11 protein-coding genes and 1 riboswitch are annotated in these 17,557 nt (G+C 72.7%); of the genes, 3 read left to right on the top strand and 8 right to left on the bottom strand.

Annotated features, from left to right (window positions below):
- Positions 1-3: 3 nt before the first annotated feature.
- A riboswitch (cyclic di-AMP (ydaO/yuaA leader) is annotated at positions 4-142 on the bottom strand.
- A 368-nt stretch (positions 143-510) separates the two neighbouring features.
- Entirely contained in the window at positions 511-867 is a 357-nt protein-coding gene (locus tag ACMXN5_RS20095) for a hypothetical protein (protein WP_380005585.1), read from the top strand.
- A 19-nt stretch (positions 868-886) separates the two neighbouring features.
- Here the strand turns inward: ACMXN5_RS20095 and ACMXN5_RS20090 are convergent, their stop codons facing one another.
- Positions 887-1,606, bottom strand: a complete 720-nt coding sequence (locus ACMXN5_RS20090) for a PIG-L deacetylase family protein (protein WP_439676407.1) — start codon at positions 1,604-1,606, stop codon at positions 887-889.
- A 143-nt stretch (positions 1,607-1,749) separates the two neighbouring features.
- On the opposite strand from ACMXN5_RS20090, the gene pcrA reads away from it, so the two are divergent.
- On the top strand, positions 1,750-4,266 hold the full coding sequence (pcrA, locus tag ACMXN5_RS20085) for a DNA helicase PcrA (protein WP_439676405.1): 2,517 nt from the start codon (positions 1,750-1,752) through the stop codon (positions 4,264-4,266).
- 73 nt (positions 4,267-4,339) lie between these two features.
- Here pcrA and ACMXN5_RS20080 read toward each other — a convergent pair whose 3' ends face one another.
- Together ACMXN5_RS20080 and guaA are read right to left on the bottom strand one after the other, a co-directional pair.
- Positions 4,340-5,536, bottom strand: coding sequence for a hypothetical protein (locus ACMXN5_RS20080; protein ID WP_395787360.1), 1,197 nt, complete (start codon positions 5,534-5,536; stop codon positions 4,340-4,342).
- 337 nt (positions 5,537-5,873) lie between these two features.
- Positions 5,874-7,463, bottom strand: coding sequence for a glutamine-hydrolyzing GMP synthase (gene guaA / locus ACMXN5_RS20075; protein ID WP_439676403.1), 1,590 nt, complete (start codon positions 7,461-7,463; stop codon positions 5,874-5,876).
- 285 nt (positions 7,464-7,748) lie between these two features.
- On the opposite strand from guaA, the gene ACMXN5_RS20070 reads away from it, so the two are divergent.
- Entirely contained in the window at positions 7,749-8,036 is a 288-nt protein-coding gene (locus ACMXN5_RS20070; protein ID WP_395787356.1) for a chorismate mutase, read from the top strand.
- Positions 8,037-8,642: 606 nt separating this feature from the next.
- Here ACMXN5_RS20070 and ACMXN5_RS20065 read toward each other — a convergent pair.
- From ACMXN5_RS20065 to ACMXN5_RS20045, 5 genes are all read right to left on the bottom strand, one after another.
- Positions 8,643-10,220, bottom strand: coding sequence for a succinic semialdehyde dehydrogenase (locus ACMXN5_RS20065; RefSeq protein ID WP_439676401.1), 1,578 nt, complete (start codon positions 10,218-10,220; stop codon positions 8,643-8,645).
- Positions 10,221-10,313: 93 nt separating this feature from the next.
- On the bottom strand, positions 10,314-11,705 hold the full coding sequence (locus ACMXN5_RS20060) for a dihydrolipoyl dehydrogenase family protein (protein ID WP_439676399.1): 1,392 nt from the start codon (positions 11,703-11,705) through the stop codon (positions 10,314-10,316).
- A 67-nt stretch (positions 11,706-11,772) separates the two neighbouring features.
- A complete protein-coding gene (locus ACMXN5_RS20055) occupies positions 11,773-13,587 on the bottom strand; it encodes a protein kinase domain-containing protein (RefSeq protein ID WP_439676397.1) in 1,815 nt (604 codons plus the stop codon).
- A 233-nt stretch (positions 13,588-13,820) separates the two neighbouring features.
- A complete protein-coding gene (locus ACMXN5_RS20050; RefSeq protein WP_439676396.1) occupies positions 13,821-15,512 on the bottom strand; it encodes a protein kinase domain-containing protein in 1,692 nt (563 codons plus the stop codon).
- 109 nt (positions 15,513-15,621) lie between these two features.
- Entirely contained in the window at positions 15,622-17,523 is a 1,902-nt protein-coding gene (locus ACMXN5_RS20045) for a protein kinase domain-containing protein (RefSeq protein WP_439676394.1), read from the bottom strand.
- Between the last annotated feature and the right edge of the window lie 34 nt (positions 17,524-17,557).

Here is a 17,557-nt window from a genome sequence, read left to right as displayed (position 1 = left end):
CGGGTCTCCTTCCTCGGCCGCCTACCGGGTTAGCTGACGGGTTCGGGCGGAAGAAGGCGCCCTACGGTGCCGAAGCACCGATTCACCCCAAGGGACTGCGAGGGTCCCCGGTTCCGGCTGCGCGTCGCGACGACCGTGGTTGCCCACCGTCACCGAAACCCGTCACCGAATTCGGCGGAGGCGATCGTGTCGACCGGGTGGCCGACCTCGAGCCGATCGCCTGCCGCAGAACACTAGTCACACGCGTGTCAGGACCATCACCATTGGCCTTCGTATTGCCAAAACTTTACCAATGTCACCGTTTCCATCTCCGCGTATCACGGGAAAAGCGCCCGGATTCCCTAAAGTCGATCTTGATCCCTTTTGGCGATCTTTAATGGCATTCGACCGATGGTGAGGCGTGAACCGCCGCCGGCTAGGCTGCCGGACGGCGGCGGGGGTCTTGGCGTCGGCGCCGAGAACGCCGGCCGGATGCCCACCGGGGCGACGATCGACGAGGGGTTGTACGACGTGGACGTTCTGCGGCAGATCCTGCTGGTGCTGCACATCGTGGGCATCGCGGCCCTGCTCGGCGGCTTCCTCACCCAGATGTCCGCGCTGCGCACCGGCGACGTGCGGATCGTGCCCGCGATGACGCACGGCGCGCTGACCATGCTCGTCACCGGCCTGGCCCTGGTGGGCGTGGTGCAGTCCGGCCTGGACCGGGACGTGGACACCGCCAAGATCGGCACCAAGCTCGGCATCCTGCTGGTCATCCTGCTGCTGGTGTGGGGCAACCGCGCCGCGGACCGGGTGTCCGCGCGCGTCCTCGGCGCGATCGGCCTGCTGACCGTGGCGAACATCGCCATCGCCGTGATGTGGACCTGAGCGGCCGGTCCCGCCGCCGCTAGCGGGTGTCCACCACCCGGAACACCTCGGCCATACGTCCGGCGCCCAGGTCGAACCGCGCCGCGTTGCCCTCCAGCATCGACACGACGTGCTCGCGCAGCTCCGGCAGATGGCCCGTCTGGCTCTCGTGCGACAGCAGCGCCGCGATCTTGCGCTCGAACACCTCCGTCACGTCCACCGCGTGGTTCGGCGCCGCGGTCGGCGACAGCCAGGTCTCCGGCACCGTCCACTCCTTCAGCCCCTCCGCCTCCAGCAGTTCGGGGTGGGCGAACGGGTTGCGCGCGTCCGGATAGATGGCCCGCATCGCCGCCTCGCCGGCCTCCAGGTGGTCGGGGTGGCTCGGCGCCAACCGGGTCCAGTCCCGCTCCGGACTCGGGATCACCATGCGCTGCGGGCGCACCTGCCGGATCACCCGGCTGATGTCGCGCCGCAGTTCCATGGAGGCCGCCAAGCGCCCGTCCGGATACCCCAGCCAGTACAGCTGCCGCACCCCCACGTGCGCCGCCGCCGCGCTCTGCTCGGCCCGCCGGATCCCGCCGATCTCGGACCGGGGCACCGCCGGATCGAACCCGCCCGCGTCCCCGTCGGTGACCAGGCAGTAGCTCACCTCGATGCCCGCCTCGGTCCACGTGGCGACCGTCCCCGCCGCCCCGAAGTCGATGTCGTCCGGGTGCGCGGCCAGCACCAGGACCCGCTCCACGTCGCGATCGTCCAGCACGATGTACTCCCTTGATCCGACTCGCTCCGACCCGAACCGACCCGATGTCCGACGGGGCGAAGATGGTTGTCGGCGCAATGATCCCTGCCCGCGACAACGGCCCGGGCACGACCCGCCCGACACCCACCTAGACTCGGGGAACGATGAGCAGCCTCTTCGACGACATCCCCCTGCCCGGTTTCGACACCGCGGCCAAGAAGTCCCCCGCCGGCTCCGCGGACGAGATCCCGCTGCCGCCCGAGCCGGACGAGAACCACGTGTACGGCCTGCCGGAGGACTATCCGGACGACCTGTACGAAGGGCAGTACGCACCGCCGCCCGAGCCGCGCGACGCCTACTACCGCAACGGCGCCCCGCGCCCCGTGGTGGACCCGGCCCGGCTGCTCGACGGGATGAACCCGCAACAGCGCGCCGCGGTCGTGCACGAGGGGTCCCCGCTGCTCATCGTGGCGGGCGCGGGCTCCGGCAAGACCCGTGTGCTGACCCACCGCATCGCCCACCTGCTCGCCTCCCGGCACGTGCACCCCGGCGAGATCCTGGCGATCACGTTCACCAACAAGGCCGCCGCCGAGATGCGCGAGCGGGTCGAGGCGCTGGTCGGGCCGCGCACCAAGGCGATGTGGGTGTCCACCTTCCACTCGGCCTGCGTACGCATCCTGCGGCAGCAGTACAAGAAGCTCGGCATGAGCTCCTCGTTCTCCATCTACGACTCGGCCGACCAGCAGCGGCTGATGGCGATGGTCTGCCGCGACCTCGACCTGGACCCGAAGAAGTTCCCGCCGCGCAAGTTCAACGCGCAGGTGTCCAACCTCAAGAACGAACTGATCGACCACGAGGACTTCGCGGCCAAGGCGATCAACGAGTCCGAGCGCATACTGGCGCAGGCCTACACGATGTACCAGGAGCGGCTGCGCCAGGCCAACGCGCTCGACTTCGACGACCTGATCATGACCACGGTGCACCTGCTCCAGGCGTTCCCGGACGTCGCCGAGCACTACCGGCGACGGTTCCGGCACGTGCTGGTGGACGAGTACCAGGACACCAACCACGCGCAGTACACGCTGGTGCGCGAGCTGGTCGGCGGCGCGGCCGGCAGCGGCCCGCGCCTGACGGTGGACGGCGAGTTGGTCAACCCCGCCGAGGCCGGGCTCGTCGGGCTCGAACCGGCCGAGTTGTGCGTGGTCGGCGACGCGGACCAGTCGATCTACGCGTTCCGCGGCGCGACCATCCGCAACATCCTCGACTTCGAGGCCGACTACCCGAACGCCACCACGATCCTGCTGGAGCAGAACTACCGCTCCACGCAGACCATCCTGAGCGCGGCCAACGCGGTGATCGAGCGCAACAGCAACCGGCGCGCGAAGAACCTGTGGACCGACGCCGGCGCCGGCACCCCCATCGTCGGCTACGTCGCGGACGACGAGCACGACGAGGCGCAGTTCGTCGCCGACGAGGTGGACCGCCTCACCGACGCGGGCCACACCAAGCCGGGACAGGTCGCGGTGTTCTACCGGACCAACGCCCAGTCCCGCGTCTTCGAGGAAGTCTTCATCCGGGTCGGCCTGCCGTACAAGGTCGTCGGCGGCGTGCGCTTCTACGAGCGCCGCGAGGTCCGCGACGTGCTCGCCTACCTGCGCCTGCTGGCCAATCCCGACGACACGGTCTCGCTGCGCCGGATCCTGAACGTGCCCAAGCGCGGCATCGGCGACCGGGCCGAGGCGTGCCTGGACGTGCTCGCGACCCGCGACCGCATCCCGTTCGCCCAGGCGCTGCGCCGGGCCGACGACGCGCCGGGGCTGGCCAAGCGCTCGGCCAACGCGGTCAAGGGCTTCGTCCGGCTCCTGGACGACCTCACCGCGGTGGTGGACGGCGGCGCGGGTCCGGCGACCGTCCTGGAGGCGATCCTGGAACAGAGCGGCTACCTCGCCGAGTTGCAGGCCTCCAGCGACCCGCAGGACGAGACCCGGATCGAGAACCTTCAGGAACTCGCTGCGGTGGCACTGGAGTTCGAGCAGGCCCAAGCCCAGGAGGGCGGCTCGGGCACGCTCGCCGACTTCCTGGAGCGGGTCTCGCTCGTGGCCGACTCCGACCAGATCCCGAGCGACGCCGAGGACGGCGGCGTGGTCACCCTGATGACCCTGCACACCGCCAAGGGCCTGGAGTTCCCCACGGTGTTCCTCACCGGCCTGGAGGACGGCGTCTTCCCGCACATGCGCTCGCTCGGCGACGCGAAGGAGTTGGAGGAGGAGCGCCGGCTGGCCTACGTGGGCATCACCCGCGCCCGCGAGCGGCTCTACGTCACCCTGGCGAAGATGCGCAGCGCGTGGGGCGCGCCGTCCTACAACCCGCCGTCGCGCTTCCTGACCGAACTGCCGGAGAAGCTGGTCGACTGGCGCGGCACCTCGCCGTCGGCGGCCAAGGCGATGTCGGCGACGAAGTCGACGGTCGGCTCGCGCGGCGGCTTCGGCAAGGGCGCGCAGATCAAGGAGCGCCCGGCCATCGCGCTGTCCCCGGGCGACCGGGTCACCCACGACAAGTTCGGCCTGGGCACGGTGGTGTCCACCGCCGAGACCGGTGACAAGGCGAAGGCGACCATCGATTTCGGCGCGGGCGGCGAGAAGACCCTGCTGCTGCGCTACGCGCCGGTACAGAAGTTGTAGCGCCGCTCGCGTCGAGACGAGTGCGGGCCGGGTCGATGTCCTCGACCCGGCCCGCCTGCGTGTTCCGCTCCGCTCAGCCCGCGATCTGGATCTCGTACGGCGCCGACTCCACGCCGGAGGCGGACACCACGCACAGCTCCACCCGGCCCGGTTCCACGTCGACCGGGACCGGGACGACCACGCACGCGTCGGAGGGGTTGGCGAAGCCGGTGTCGGCCGGGATCAGCGGGGCGTGCACGTGGACCGCGCCGAACTTGACCACCACGCGCGCCAGCAGGTCCGCCTCGTGCGAGCCACCCGCCGCGAGGTTGATCCCGCGCACCTCGATGTCGTCGCCCTGGCGGACCGCGGAGTCCAGGTCGCCGCGTGTGCGCACGCGCACCACGGACAGGATCACCGGGCGGTCGTTCTCCGCCAGCTTGCCGGCGAGGTAGGTGACCACCGAGACCACGGCGAGCGCGACCAGCGTGGCCGGGATGTCCGGGAGCCGATCGGGGTCGCGGGCCAGACCGACCACGACGAAGCCGACCGCGACCAGGTTGACCAGGACGTACTGGGCGTCCACGAACGAGGCCCGACCCGCGTCGTCGGTGACCAGGTCGCGCAGCGCCGCCTGGTCGGCGCGGAGCTTTTGCAGCACCCGGCGGCCGACCTTGTCGCCGACGATCCGGCGTACCGCCACCGCGGCGAGCAGCGGCGCGGCCACCAGGGTGATCTGGTCGAGCGCGACGTCGCCCAGCCGATCGAGCAGCCGGTCCCGCTGTCCGTCCCCGGAGGCCGCGGCGAGCCGCATGCCCAGGAAGGCGAAGCAGTACATCAGCGCCACCATCCACAGCGCGGCGACCGCCTTGGAGGTGGACAGGCGCCCGTCCAGGCCCCGTACGGGCGCGAACACGCCGCCCCCGGCCCGGGCGGCCCAGCCGACCACGCTGAGCGCTCCGGCGACCACCACGGCCGCCACGATCCCGGCGGTGCGCGAGCCGGTCCAGCCCGCGCCGATCGCGGTCAGCGCCTGCACCAGGACGAGCACGGCGACCAGGAACCACAGCACGATCAGCGCACGACCGCCCAACACCTGTAGCCAGGCCCGCCCCTGGGCCCGCCGTATGGTGGCCAAGTCCTGGGCCTTGCCCCGCAGTTCGTCGGAGATCCACTGGCGCGCGCCGCCGTCGGAGTGGGCGACCGCCGAGGGCACACCCTCCTTGCGGGCCAGCGCCCGCCGCAGCGTCTCGAAATCGGCGACGGTCCTGCGGTATTCCTCCCGGACCACGCAATGACAGTCCGGTCCGTGCACACCGACACCGTGCGCCACTTCGCCACGCCCTCCCCACCACCACATACGAACGTGCTCGTTCAGCGGCACATTGTGCCGCATCCGAGAGGGCCGTACCGGCCCGGTCCGGCGATCGCGCGCAATCTCGATCGAAGACCCGCCGCGACGCCAACCCCCGTATCCCACAAGGCGTCCCGCCGGCTCGTCGGCCCGGCCGCGGCGGGCTCCGGGAACGCCGCCGGCCCCCGTCCGAAATCGGGCGGAGGCCGGCGAAAGCACGTGCGATCGAGGTGGTGGACCCGATCGAGCGCAGCGGGCGGAGCGACGCGGGAGGCTACTCCCACTCGATGGTGCCCGGGGGCTTGCTCGTCACATCGAGAGTGACCCGGTTGATCTCCCGGACCTCGTTGGTGATCCGGTTGGAGATCCGGGCCAGCAGGTCGTAGGGCAGGCGCGACCAGTCGGCGGTCATGGCGTCCTCCGAGGACACCGGACGCAGCACGATCGGGTGGCCGTAGGTGCGGCCGTCGCCCTGGACGCCGACCGAGCGCACGTCGGCCAGCAGCACCACGGGGCACTGCCAGATCTCCCGGTCGAGCCCGGCGCGGGACAACTCCTCGCGGGCGATCGCGTCCGCCTCGCGCAGGATCTCCAGCCGGTCGGCGGTGACCTCGCCGATGATCCGGATCCCCAGACCGGGGCCCGGGAACGGCTGCCGCCAGACGATCTCCGAGGGCAGGCCCAACTGCTCGCCGACCGCGCGCACCTCGTCCTTGAACAACTTGCGCAGCGGCTCGATCAGCTTGAACTGGAGGTCTTCGGGCAGCCCGCCGACGTTGTGGTGCGACTTGATGTTCGCGGTGCCGGTGCCGCCGCCGGACTCGACCACGTCCGGGTAGAGCGTGCCCTGGACCAGGAACTCGACCTCCTCGCCGTGCGCGCCCGCCTCGGCGACCACCTCGGCGGCGGCCTGCTCGAAGACCCGGATGAACTCGCGCCCGATGATCTTCCGCTTCTCCTCGGGGTCGGTCACCCCGGCGAGCGCGATCAGGAAGCGTTCCTGGGCGTTGACCACCTTGAGCGAGACCCCGGTGGCCGCCACGTAGTCCCGCTCGACCTGCTCGGGCTCGTCCTTGCGCAGCAGGCCGTGGTCGACGAACACGCAGGTGAGCTTGTCGCCCACGGCGCGCTGGACCAGGGCCGCGGCGACCGCGGAGTCGACCCCGCCGGACAGGCCGCAGATCACGTGCTTGTCGCCGACCTGCTCACGGATCAGCTCGACCTGCTCCTCGACGATGTTGACCATCGTCCAGTTCGCCGCGAGCTTCGCGCCCACCTTCAGGAAGCGCTCCAGGATGGCCTGGCCGTGCTCGCTGTGCATCACCTCGGGGTGGTACTGCACGCCGTACAGCCGCGCCTCGTCGTTCTCGATCGCGGCGACCGGCGCGCCCGCGCTGGTCGCGGTGACCGCGAAGCCGGCCGGCGCGGCGGAGACCGAGTCGCCGTGCGACATCCACACCGACAGGTCGACGGGCAGCCCGTCGAACAGGGTGCTTCGCGTACCGGTCACGGTCAGCGGGGTGGCGCCGAACTCGGCGAGACCGGTCTTCTCGACCACCCCGCCCAGGGTCTGCGCCATGGCCTGGAAGCCGTAGCAGATGCCGAGCACCGGGACGCCGGCCGTGAACAGCGCCGGGTCGATGCTGGGCGCCTCGTCCGCGTACACCGAGGAGGGGCCGCCGGACAGGATGATCGCGGCCGGGCGCTTCGCGAGCATCTCCGGCACGGACATGCTGTGCGGCACGATCTCGCTGTATACGCGCGCCTCGCGCACCCGGCGGGCGATGAGCTGGGCGTACTGGGCGCCGAAGTCGACGACGAGGACGGTTTCGGTGCCGCCTCCGTCCGGGCTGGCAAAGGTCACGAGGGGCCTTCCGGCGAAGCGAAAAAGGGGTGTACGCCGATTCTACCGGCGTCGCGCGGGTGACCCCGGCTGGTGTCCGCTCCCGCCGTCGCGGCATACTGACGCCATGTCCTCGTTCGGCGTGACGCGCAGCTTTACCTATGGCACCGGGATCCCCGGCGCCGCCGTCACCGCCTGAACGCAGCACAGCCACAGGCAGACGAAGACGCCCCGGGTCCGGTACCCGGGGCGTCTTCGCGTTCGTGTCGAGGCCCCGGATCCGACCCCTTCCGGAGAGCAGGCCGCATGGACGACACCACCACCACCCCGCCGCAGACGCCCGAGGACGTGATCGGCGCGGGCCGCGCCCGCATCGACGACCTCGACCGGCGGATCATCGCGCTGATCACCGAGCGGGTGGACATCTCCGCCGAGATCCAGCGGGTCCGCGTCGCGTCGGGCGGCGCCCGCGTGCAACTGTCCCGCGAGATGGAGGTCATCGCCCGGTACCGCGAGGGGCTGGGCAAGCCGGGCACCACCGTCGCGCTGACCCTTCTGGAGTTGTGCCGCGGTCGGGTCGGCCCCCGGGCGTAACCTCATCGCGCCGGCGGTCGTTGTGACTGATGGCCGGCCCGCTTCATGCGCGGGCCGGGCACCGCAAGGCCGCCGACGCGATGAGGCGCGCTCACCAGCGCGCCGTGGGACCTCGCGTTGGTGCCGTGACCGGGACGCAGGGGACAGCAACCGGTCACAACCCCGCCGGCGGCCGGTGTCGGGGACGCCCGACACCGGCCGCCGCGCCTTGGGTCGATCCACGGATCGACCCCCGCGCGTCGGGCCTCGGCGTGCCCCATGCACCACGAATCCCACGCACCGCGAAAGCTGCGCAACGCGGATCTTTCACACCAAAGCCGCCGGCAGCGCCAAGAGTAGCGGGATTCGGTGCCCCCATCGGTGGTTCCGGCGAAGTGCGCGGCCGGCTCGGGGGCGTCCGGTTAGCGCAAATGATGATCATTAACCGGTCGATAAATGTCATTTTGCCCCGAGTTGGCAGTCCCTCGCTCGGCCCTGCCCGGCGAACGGAATTCACCCTTGCGCCGACTCGCGCCCCGCGAGCCGCACACACGCCTGCCGATACCCGGCGCGCGCCGGGTATCGGCAGGCGTGTGAGGCCCGTGGGCACCGACCGCACGCGCGGGGTCAGCGCACGCGCAGGGTCTTCATGATGCGCAGGGACAACGTCAGCGAGCGGGCCCACTGCTCGTCGGTCATGCCGAACGGGGCGGCGATCGGCAGGAGGCGCTGGGTGGCCACGGTCTGCGCCTCGGTGAACTTCATGATCCCCTCCGCGCCGTGTCGGCGACCCAGGCCCGAGTCGCCCATGCCGCCCATCGGCGCGCCCGCGCTGCCGTACGCCGCCGCGTAGCCCTCGTTGACGTTCACCGTGCCCGCGCGCAACCGGCGCGCGAGCGCGCCGCCGTGCCGGGTGTCGCGCGTCCACACGCTCGCGTTGAGGCCGTACGCCGTCTCGTTGGCGCGGGTGACGACCTCTTCCTCCTCGGTGTAGCGGTACACCGACACCACCGGGCCGAACGTCTCCTCCGCGCACACCGCCATCTCGGGGGTGACGTCGGCGAGCACCGTCGGCTCGTAGAACAGCGGGCCCAGGTCGGGCCGGGCCTTGCCGCCGACCAGCACCCGTGCGCCCGCCGCCCGGGCCTCGTCCACGTGCCGGGTGACCGTGTCCAACTGCCGGCGCGAGACCAGCGAGCCCATGTCGGTGTCCCACCCGTATCCGGCCGCGAGCCGCATCGCCTGGATCCGGCCCAGGAACCGGTCCACGAACGCGTCGTGCACGTCCTCGTGCACATACATCCGCTCGATCGAGATGCACAACTGCCCGGCGGAGGAGAAGCAGGCGCGCACCGCCCCCTCGGCGGCCCGGTCCAGGTCCGCGTCGGGCAGCACGATCATCGCGTTCTTCCCGCCCAACTCCAGCGACGCGCCGACCAGTCGCTCGGCCGCCCGCCGGGCCACCTCGCGGCCGGTGCGGGTGGAGCCGGTGAACCCGACGTAGTCCGCGCCCTCCACCACCGCCGTGCCGACCACCGGGCCGTCGCCGAGCACGATCTGCCACAGGTCCTCGGGAAGGCCGCAGTCGATCAGCACGTCCTGGGCCCACAGCGCGGTCAGCGCGGTCTGCGTGTCGGGCTTCATCACCACCGCGTTGCCCGCGATGAACGCCGGGATCGCGTCGCCGATGGACAGCGCCAGCGGGTAGTTCCACGGCGACACCAGGCCGACCACTCCCTTGGGGTGGCGGACCTCGATCGCCTTGGTGAGCACCGGCAGCGCACCGGCCCGGCGGCGCTCGCGCAGGTAGCCCGCGGCCCGCCGGCCGTAGTGCCGCGAGCACAGCGCGACGTCCAGGACCTCCTCGAAGGCGTGCTTGCGTGCCTTGCCGGTCTCGGTCTGGACGATGTCCAGGATCTCCGACTGGCGCTCCAGCACCCGGTCGTGGAAACGCAGGAACACCGCGGCCCGCTCACGCACCGAACGCTTCGCCCACGCGGTCTGCGCGAGCCGCGCGCGGGCGAAGGCGGAGGTGACGTTCTCCGGGGTGGACTCGGGGAGTTCGGCGATCGGCGACCCGTCGAACGGACTACGGGTCGTCACCTTCGTCGGCACGGCGCCGGTCACCACGCGCCGCGCCAGTCGCTCGGCGGGCAGGTGGGGCACGGCGATGGAGGCTGCTGCGGGCGCTGCGATGTCCGTCATGGCACCAGCCTAGACAGCGCTACTTTCGGGTAACAAGAACCGTCCGGCGCGCGGACGGACCCGACCCGCCCACACGCCGTTCCCGGGCCCGACTCAGTCCGTGTCGAGGTCGGCCAGCGCCGACTCGATGGTGCGGTGATACGTGGGATACGCGTACATCATGTCCCGCAGCGTGGCCACCGGGACCGCCGCGCGCACGGCCACCACGAGCGCGCCCAGGATCTCGCCGCCGGCCGGGCCGGCGGTGGTCGCGCCGACCAGCACGCCCCGGTCGACGTCCTCGATCACCTTCACGAAGCCGCGCGCGCCGGTGATGTGTCCGCGCGAGGAGGCGGCCAGGTCCGCGTGGCCGATCCGCACCGAGAGCCCGGCGGCGCGGGCCTGGTGCTCGGTCAGGCCGACCGCGGCGATCTCCGGGTCGACGAACGTCACCCGCGGCAGCGCGCTGTGGTCCGCGTCGGGTCCGGCGGTACCCCGACCGGCCGCGTGCAGGACCGCCTTGGTCACGATGGCCGACTGGTACATCGCCACGTGGGTGAACGCGCCCTGCCCGGTCACGTCGCCGACCGCCCAGACCGCGGGGGCCGTGCCGCCGGGCTGCACCCGCAACTGCCCGTCCACCGGCAGCGCGTGCGCGTGCGGGTCGACGCCCAGCGCCTCGGCGCCCAGGCCCGGCAGGTCCACCCGGCGGCCGGTGGCCACCAGCAGCTTCTCCGCCTCGATCGAGCGCCCGTCGGAGAGTTCGACGGTGAACGTCTTGCCGTCGTGCGCGACCCGCTCGGCCCGCGCGCCGAGGTGGATCTCGACGCCGTCCTCGCCCAACGCCCATGCGGCCAGGTCGGAGGATTCCGGCTCCTCGGCGGCCAACACCCGCTCGCCGTTCTCCACGATCGTCACCCGGGTGCCGAATCGGGTGAACACCTGGGCGAGTTCGAGGCCGATCGCACCGCCGCCGAGCACCGCGAGCGAGGCCGGCGCCTCGGCGGCCTCGATCGCCTCGCGATTGGTCCACAGCGGGGTGCCCGCCAGGCCCTCGATCGGCGGGACGAACGCCTTGGTACCGGTGCCGACCACGATCGCGTGCCGGGCCCGGAAACGCCGCACCCCGTCGGGGCCGGGCACCTCGACGGTGTCCACGCCGGTGATCCGGCCGGCGCCGCGTACGAAGGTCATGCCCTTGTCGATCAGCCGGTCCACGGCCGCCGTGTCGTCCCAGTCGGCGGTCAACTCGCGGACCCGCGCGGCGAGCGGCGCCCAGTCGGGGTGCTCCTCGGTCCGGGCCCGGGCCGCCGCGTACACCATCGCCTTCGACGGGATGCAGCCCCAGTACGGACACTCGCCGCCGACGAGGCCGTCCTCGATGCCCACCACGTCCAAACCGGCGGAGGCCAGGTTGCCGGCGACGGCCTCACCGCCGACGCCGAGGCCGAGGACGATCACGTCGACATCGACGGTCGCGACGTCTTGGGGGTGCTGCGTGCTCACTGATGTACCTCCGGGGATGGCTGGGACTCCTCGGACCGTACCCCGGGACGGGACTCGGACTCGCGCGTCACTTGCCCTGGAAGGACTCCGTCATCCTCTCGAAGCGGTCCAGCGAGAGCGGGTTCCAGTCCTTCTCGTACGACGCCACGTACAACGCGTAGTCCACGTTTCCGGTCGTCACGACGCCCAGGTTCATCGCATGACTGGGCACCGAACTGCCCGAGTCGTCGCCCCTGATCGGGTCGCCCTGAAAGACGTACTCCCACAGTGCGGCCGTACGCGTGCCCGGCGGCAGCGGGGTGTACTCCCGCAGTTGTCGCCGGTTGTAGCCGGGCTTCTTCTGTGCGGTCGACTCGACGACCCGCTCGAAGTTGCCCAGCGGGTCGTGGCCGAACGGCGTCGCGCCGATCACATAGGCGGTCTTCCGATCCGCCGTCACGTACTTGATCTGGTCCTTGTTGACGCCGAAGACCGTACGGGTCCTGTCGCCCTTGGGCATGAACAAAGAGAATCCGAGCGGATCCTTGACCAGTTCGTAGCCGGCGGGCGGGACGGACCCGTTCGGCGCGGAGGCGGACGGCGGCGAGGTGGGGGGAACGTTGGGCGCCGGCGGCTGGGTCTGCGGCGGCGTCACCTGCCCGGAGGCGGGCGGGTTCGGGCCCGCCTTGCCGCCCTTGTCGTCGTCCCGGGTGACCAGGAACCCCACCGCGGCGCCGCCCGCGATCAGCGCGACCACGAGCGCCACGACCGCGACGATCCGGCCGCGTCGGCGCGGCTCAGGGGTCGGCTGATGCGGCGGCGCGGGGGTGTGCGGGATGTGCGGCGGTTGCGGGGGTACGCCCGTGCGGGTCGGCGACGCCTCGGCGGGCGAATACGCCGGTTGCGGCCAGGAGTTCGGCGGCGTGTTGCCGCCAGGGTGACCGGTCGCGCCCGTGTCGTGGCCGGCCTGCGCGCGCCCGTGCGGGTCGTACGGCTGGGCCGGGGTGGTCGGCGCGCCGGGGTCGGCAACCGGGGTCGGCGGCGGCGGGACCGCGCCGTACTGCCGCGACGGCGTCGAGTTCGCCACCTCGCGCAGGATCCGGGCGCCGTCCTCCACGCCCATCCGCAGGTCGACGTCCTTGACCAGCCAGCCCGCGATCACCGGCTCGAGCCCGCCCGCGTGCCGGGGCGGGTCGGCCTCGTCGTTCAGGATCGCGTTCAGCGTGCTGATCATGGTGCCCCGACGGAACGGGTTGCGTCCCTCGACCGCCATGTACAGCACCACGGCGAGCGACCACAGGTCGGCGGCGAGCAGCGGGCGTTTGCCCTCGGCCCGCTCCGGCGACAGGAAGTCCGGCGACCCGACCAGCATGCCGGTGGTGGTGAGCGTCGCGGTGCCGGTCGCGGTGGCGATCCCGAAGTCGGTCAGCACCACCCGCCCGTGCGGGGTGACGAGGATGTTCGCGGGTTTGACGTCGCGATGCAGCACGCCCTTCTGATCGGCGGCGATCAGCGCGTCGAGCACCTTCAGGCCCAGTTCGGCGGCGTCGGCCGGGGTCAGCGTGCCCTGCGTCTCCAGGATCTCGGCGAGCGACTGGGCCTCGACCAGCTCCATCACGATCCACGGGATGCCGCCGTCCTCGACCACGTCGTGGATGGTGACCACGTTCGGATGCCCGATCCGGGCCGCCGTGCGGGCCTCGCGCATCGTGCGCTCGCGGGCCAGCTCCTTCTCCTCGTCGTCGAGGTGGTCGGGCAGCCGCAGCTCCTTGATCGCGACGTCGCGGTGCAGCATCTCGTCCACGGCACGCCATACCGTGCCCATGCCGCCTCGGCCGAGCATGGTGCCCAACCGGTAACGCCCGCCGACCACCCGACCGCGCGTGCCCCCGGTCTGTGCCACGTACCCTCCCCGCATCGGCCGGCCGTACCGCCGGCCATCTTCGGTCTGCAACCCGCCACATTAGATGCGACGCCTGGGGGTTCGGCGAGCGGATCCGCCGACCGGACCGCTCCGGGCCCGCCTCTCGCACCCCGCCGGCGGGCACGCCGACGGTCCCCGTCACGGCCGTGACGTGGGGTTTCCGGCCGCGGGCGAGCCGCGGCCGGTGCTCGATCGGGCGGGGGCGAACCCGATCAGGTCGACTTGCCCGCGCTGCCGGCCGACGGCGGGTCGGTGATCGGCGGGCGCGTGGTCGTGGTGGTCGTCGGCGGCCTGCTCGTGGTCGGCGGCCTCGTGGTGGGCGGGCGCGTCGTGGGCGGGCGGGTGGTCCAGGTCTCCGTGTTCGTCGGCCGCGAGGTGCGGGTCGACCCGGATCCCTGGCTGCCGCTGCCCGAGGTGCCGCTGTCGTTGTTCCCGGAGCCGGTGGAGGAGCCGGTGGTGTGCAGCATGTCGTTGCGGGTCCCGCTTCCCGGCGAGTTCGCGGCGCCCGAGCCGGGAGGCTGCGTGTCGGCGACCTTCACGTTGCCCGAGTCGCGGTCGCCGCCTCCGCCACCGCTCTGTCCGCCCAGCGCGTTCGGCACGAAGATCGCCAGCGCGGCCACCGCGGCGGCGACCATGGTGCCGAAGACGACGGCCTTGCGGCGCTTCTTCTTCGTGGCGGCGTCGGCCGCGGCCGACGGGCCGTCGGAGGGGCCGCCGGCCGGGCCGATCAGCACCGGGTTGACCCGGTCGTCGGCGGTGGCCGAGCCGTGCACCGCGTCGGTGGGCGACCAGGCGTGTGCGCCGGTCGCCGGGTAGCCGCCGCCGGAGCTGTCCGGGTCGGCGGAACTGGCCGCGCCGAACGGCGGCGCGGCGGCGGTCGACGGCTGCTGCCGCCAGTCCGGCTCGGGTCCGGGCTCCGGCGTCGGCACCGACGTCGACCGGGTCTGCGGGGTCGGCGGCGGGGCCGGCTGCCAGGACGAGCGGGTGGCGCCGCGGACGCCGCCCGGGTCCTCGACGGTCGCGGTGCCCGGCGGGATCGGGCCGGCCGCGTTCCAGGAGTCCTCGGGAAGCGGTTCGACGCCGACCAGCGCGGCGGTCAGAAGCCGTTCGGTGGTGTCCTCGTCGGCCCGCTCCAACGGGTCCTTGCGCAGCAGCGCCTCGATGGCCGGCCACAACGCGCCGGACTGCCGCGGCGGCGCGGGCTCGTCGGTGAGCACCGCGCTGAGCGTGTCCATCGCGCCCGACCGGCGAAACGGCGAGAACCCCTCCACCGCCTGGTACAGGGTCACCCCGAGCGACCACAGGTCGGAGGCCGGACCGGGCCGACGCCCGAGCACCCGCTCCGGCGCCAGGTATTCGGGCGAGCCGACCAGCATCCCGGTCGCGGTGAGGGTGACGGAGCCGGCCACGGTGGCGATGCCGAAGTCGGTCAGCACGATCCGACCGCCGGGCGCCATCAGGATGTTGCTGGGCTTCACGTCGCGGTGCAGGACGTCGGCCGCGCGGGCGGCGCGCAGCGCGGCGAGCACCGCCAGGCCGACCTCGGCCGCCTCGTGCGGGGCCATCCGGCCCTCGTCGAGCACGTCGGTGAGCGAGGGCGCGCGGACCAGCTCCATCACGATCCACGGGCGCCCGTCGTCCTCGGCGACGTCGAAGATGGTGACCACGTTCGGGTGGGTGATCCGGGCCGCCGCGCGGGCCTCGCGCAGCGCCCGCTCGCAACGGCCCTGGGTCTCCATCTCGTCCAGGTCGTCCGGGATCCGGACCTCCTTGACCGCGACGTCGCGGCGCAGCAGCTCGTCGAAGGCGAGCCACACCGTGCCCATACCACCTCGACCGAGCGGCTCGCCCAGGCGATAGCGCCCATCCACCAGGCGGCCGTGCGAGCCGCTGTCGTGTGCCACGTGGTCCTCCCCAAGACCGTGGACACCACCCGATCCGCCCCGTCGGCGCGTCTTTGGCGTCACGTATAGGACGTCCGGCGGGTGCCGAAGGTTCCGCTCCGGGCCGGGCTCAGCCGCCCGGCGTGAAACTCTCCCGCGCCGCTTCGAACGCCGAACGCACCAGCGCCGCGCCGCCGTCGGGGCCGGAGACCCAGAAGTCCCAGGTCCGGCCGTCCTCGACGAAGCGCATGTTGATCGATCGGCGCACCGTGCCCCGGTCGTTCCAGGTGAACTCCCAGAGTCCGGCGACCTGTCGGTGCACGGTCGTGCAGATGAGGCGGATCAGGTGGTAGTCCGTGCCGTTTCCGATGAAGCTGCCCGGTCCCAGGCCCTTGGATGCCTGTACGGTCAATTCGCCGCACGGATCGCCGTGCGCGTCGGACGCGTCGGGGCGCACCCCGAGGCGGTACAGGTCGTCCGTCGACCGGTAGTAGACCCGCTCGCCGGCCGCGTCGCGCACGGTCCAGTCGGCGGGCACGAGCACGGTGAACGCGCCGCGCGCGGTCACCCGCCGAAACCCGCCCGCCGGATCGACCGGACCGGGGCCGCCACTCGGGACGACGACGGCACCACTCGCCCGGACGTCACCGACCCCCGGCGGGCCGGAAGCGGCAGCCGAGGCCACGCCCCGACGATCGGTCCGCTCCACCAACACCCCGACGACCACCCCGATCACCGCAAGCACCACGCCCACCGCCACCGCCCCCACCACGACAAGCACCCGCCGCGACGCCCGAGCAAACACGGGCCGCCCCGAGCCCCCGGGCAGCGCGGCCGGGGTGAACGACCCGGCGGGGGCGGGCAACGGGGCCGGGGTAAGCGACCCGGGCGGGGTCGCCGGCTCCGGCGGTTCGGGTGAGCCGAACACGACGGGCGGCCCCGGCGGCGCGGGCGGCCCGAGCGGGGTCGCCGACTCGGGCGAGGCGGGTGGCGTGGGCGAGGCGAGCGCGATGGGTGGTCCGGAGGGTGTGCGCGACCCGGCCGGGGTGGCGGGCGCGAGGGGGGCGGCCGGTTCCGGGGGTGTGCGCGGGTCGGGTGTCGGCGCCGGCTCGATGCCGGGGAGGGAGTTCGCGGACGGGGCCGAGTCGGGGTGACCGGGTGCGTCGGGGGAAGCGAGGTGGGCGCGCGCGACGGGCGTGCCGGGCCCACGCCGCTCCCCCGCTCCTCCCGCGCTCGCCGCGGCCAGCAGCGGGGCCGCGTCCGCCGCCGTCATCCGCGCGGCCGGATCCGGCGTGAGCAGCCCGAGCACCGCCTCGGCCAGCGGCCCGGCGTGCGTGGGCGGCGGGCACCTGCCCAGCGCCACCGCCTGCAGCGTGGCCAGCGGATTGTCCCGGCGGAACGGCGAGAATCCCTCGACCATCTCGTACAACGTCACACCCAGCGACCACAGGTCGGCCGGCGCCCCGGACGGCCGCCCGCTCGCCCGCTCCGGCGCCATGTACTCCGGGGTGCCCGCCGTCGCGCCGGTCTCGGTGACCGCGGGCGCGTCCGGGTGCGTCGCGATGCCGAAGTCGGTGAGCACCACGCCGTCGTCCTCGTCCACGATCACGTTGGCGGGCTTCACATCCCGGTGCTCGATGCGGACCCGGTGCACGGCGGCCAGCCCCGCGAGCATGCGCGCGCCGATCCGCGCCACCCGCTCCGGCTCCATCGCGCCCTCGGCGATCAGCGCGGTGAGCGGCCGGCCCGGCAGCAGCTGCATCACGATCCACGGCCGGCCGTCCTCGACCACGATGTCGAACACGGTGACCACGTTCGGGTGCCGCACCCGCCCCGCGGCCCGCACTTCGCGCTGCATCCGCGCCGAGCGCCGGGCCACCTCGTCGGCGTCGAGCCAGTCGGGCAGCCGCAACTCCTTGATCGCCACGTCCCGCCCGATCTCCGGGTCGTGGGCCCGCCACACCACCCCCATGCCGCCCTGCCCCAGCACCTCCGTCAACAGGTACCGCCCCGCGAGTACGCGTCCACTCATCGCCGCCCCCGACCGGATCGTCTTCCGGGCCCGG

Source organism: Embleya australiensis, assembly GCF_051903075.1.
GTDB lineage: Bacteria > Actinomycetota > Actinomycetes > Streptomycetales > Streptomycetaceae > Embleya.
This window is presented reverse-complemented; position numbering and strand designations above follow the sequence as displayed.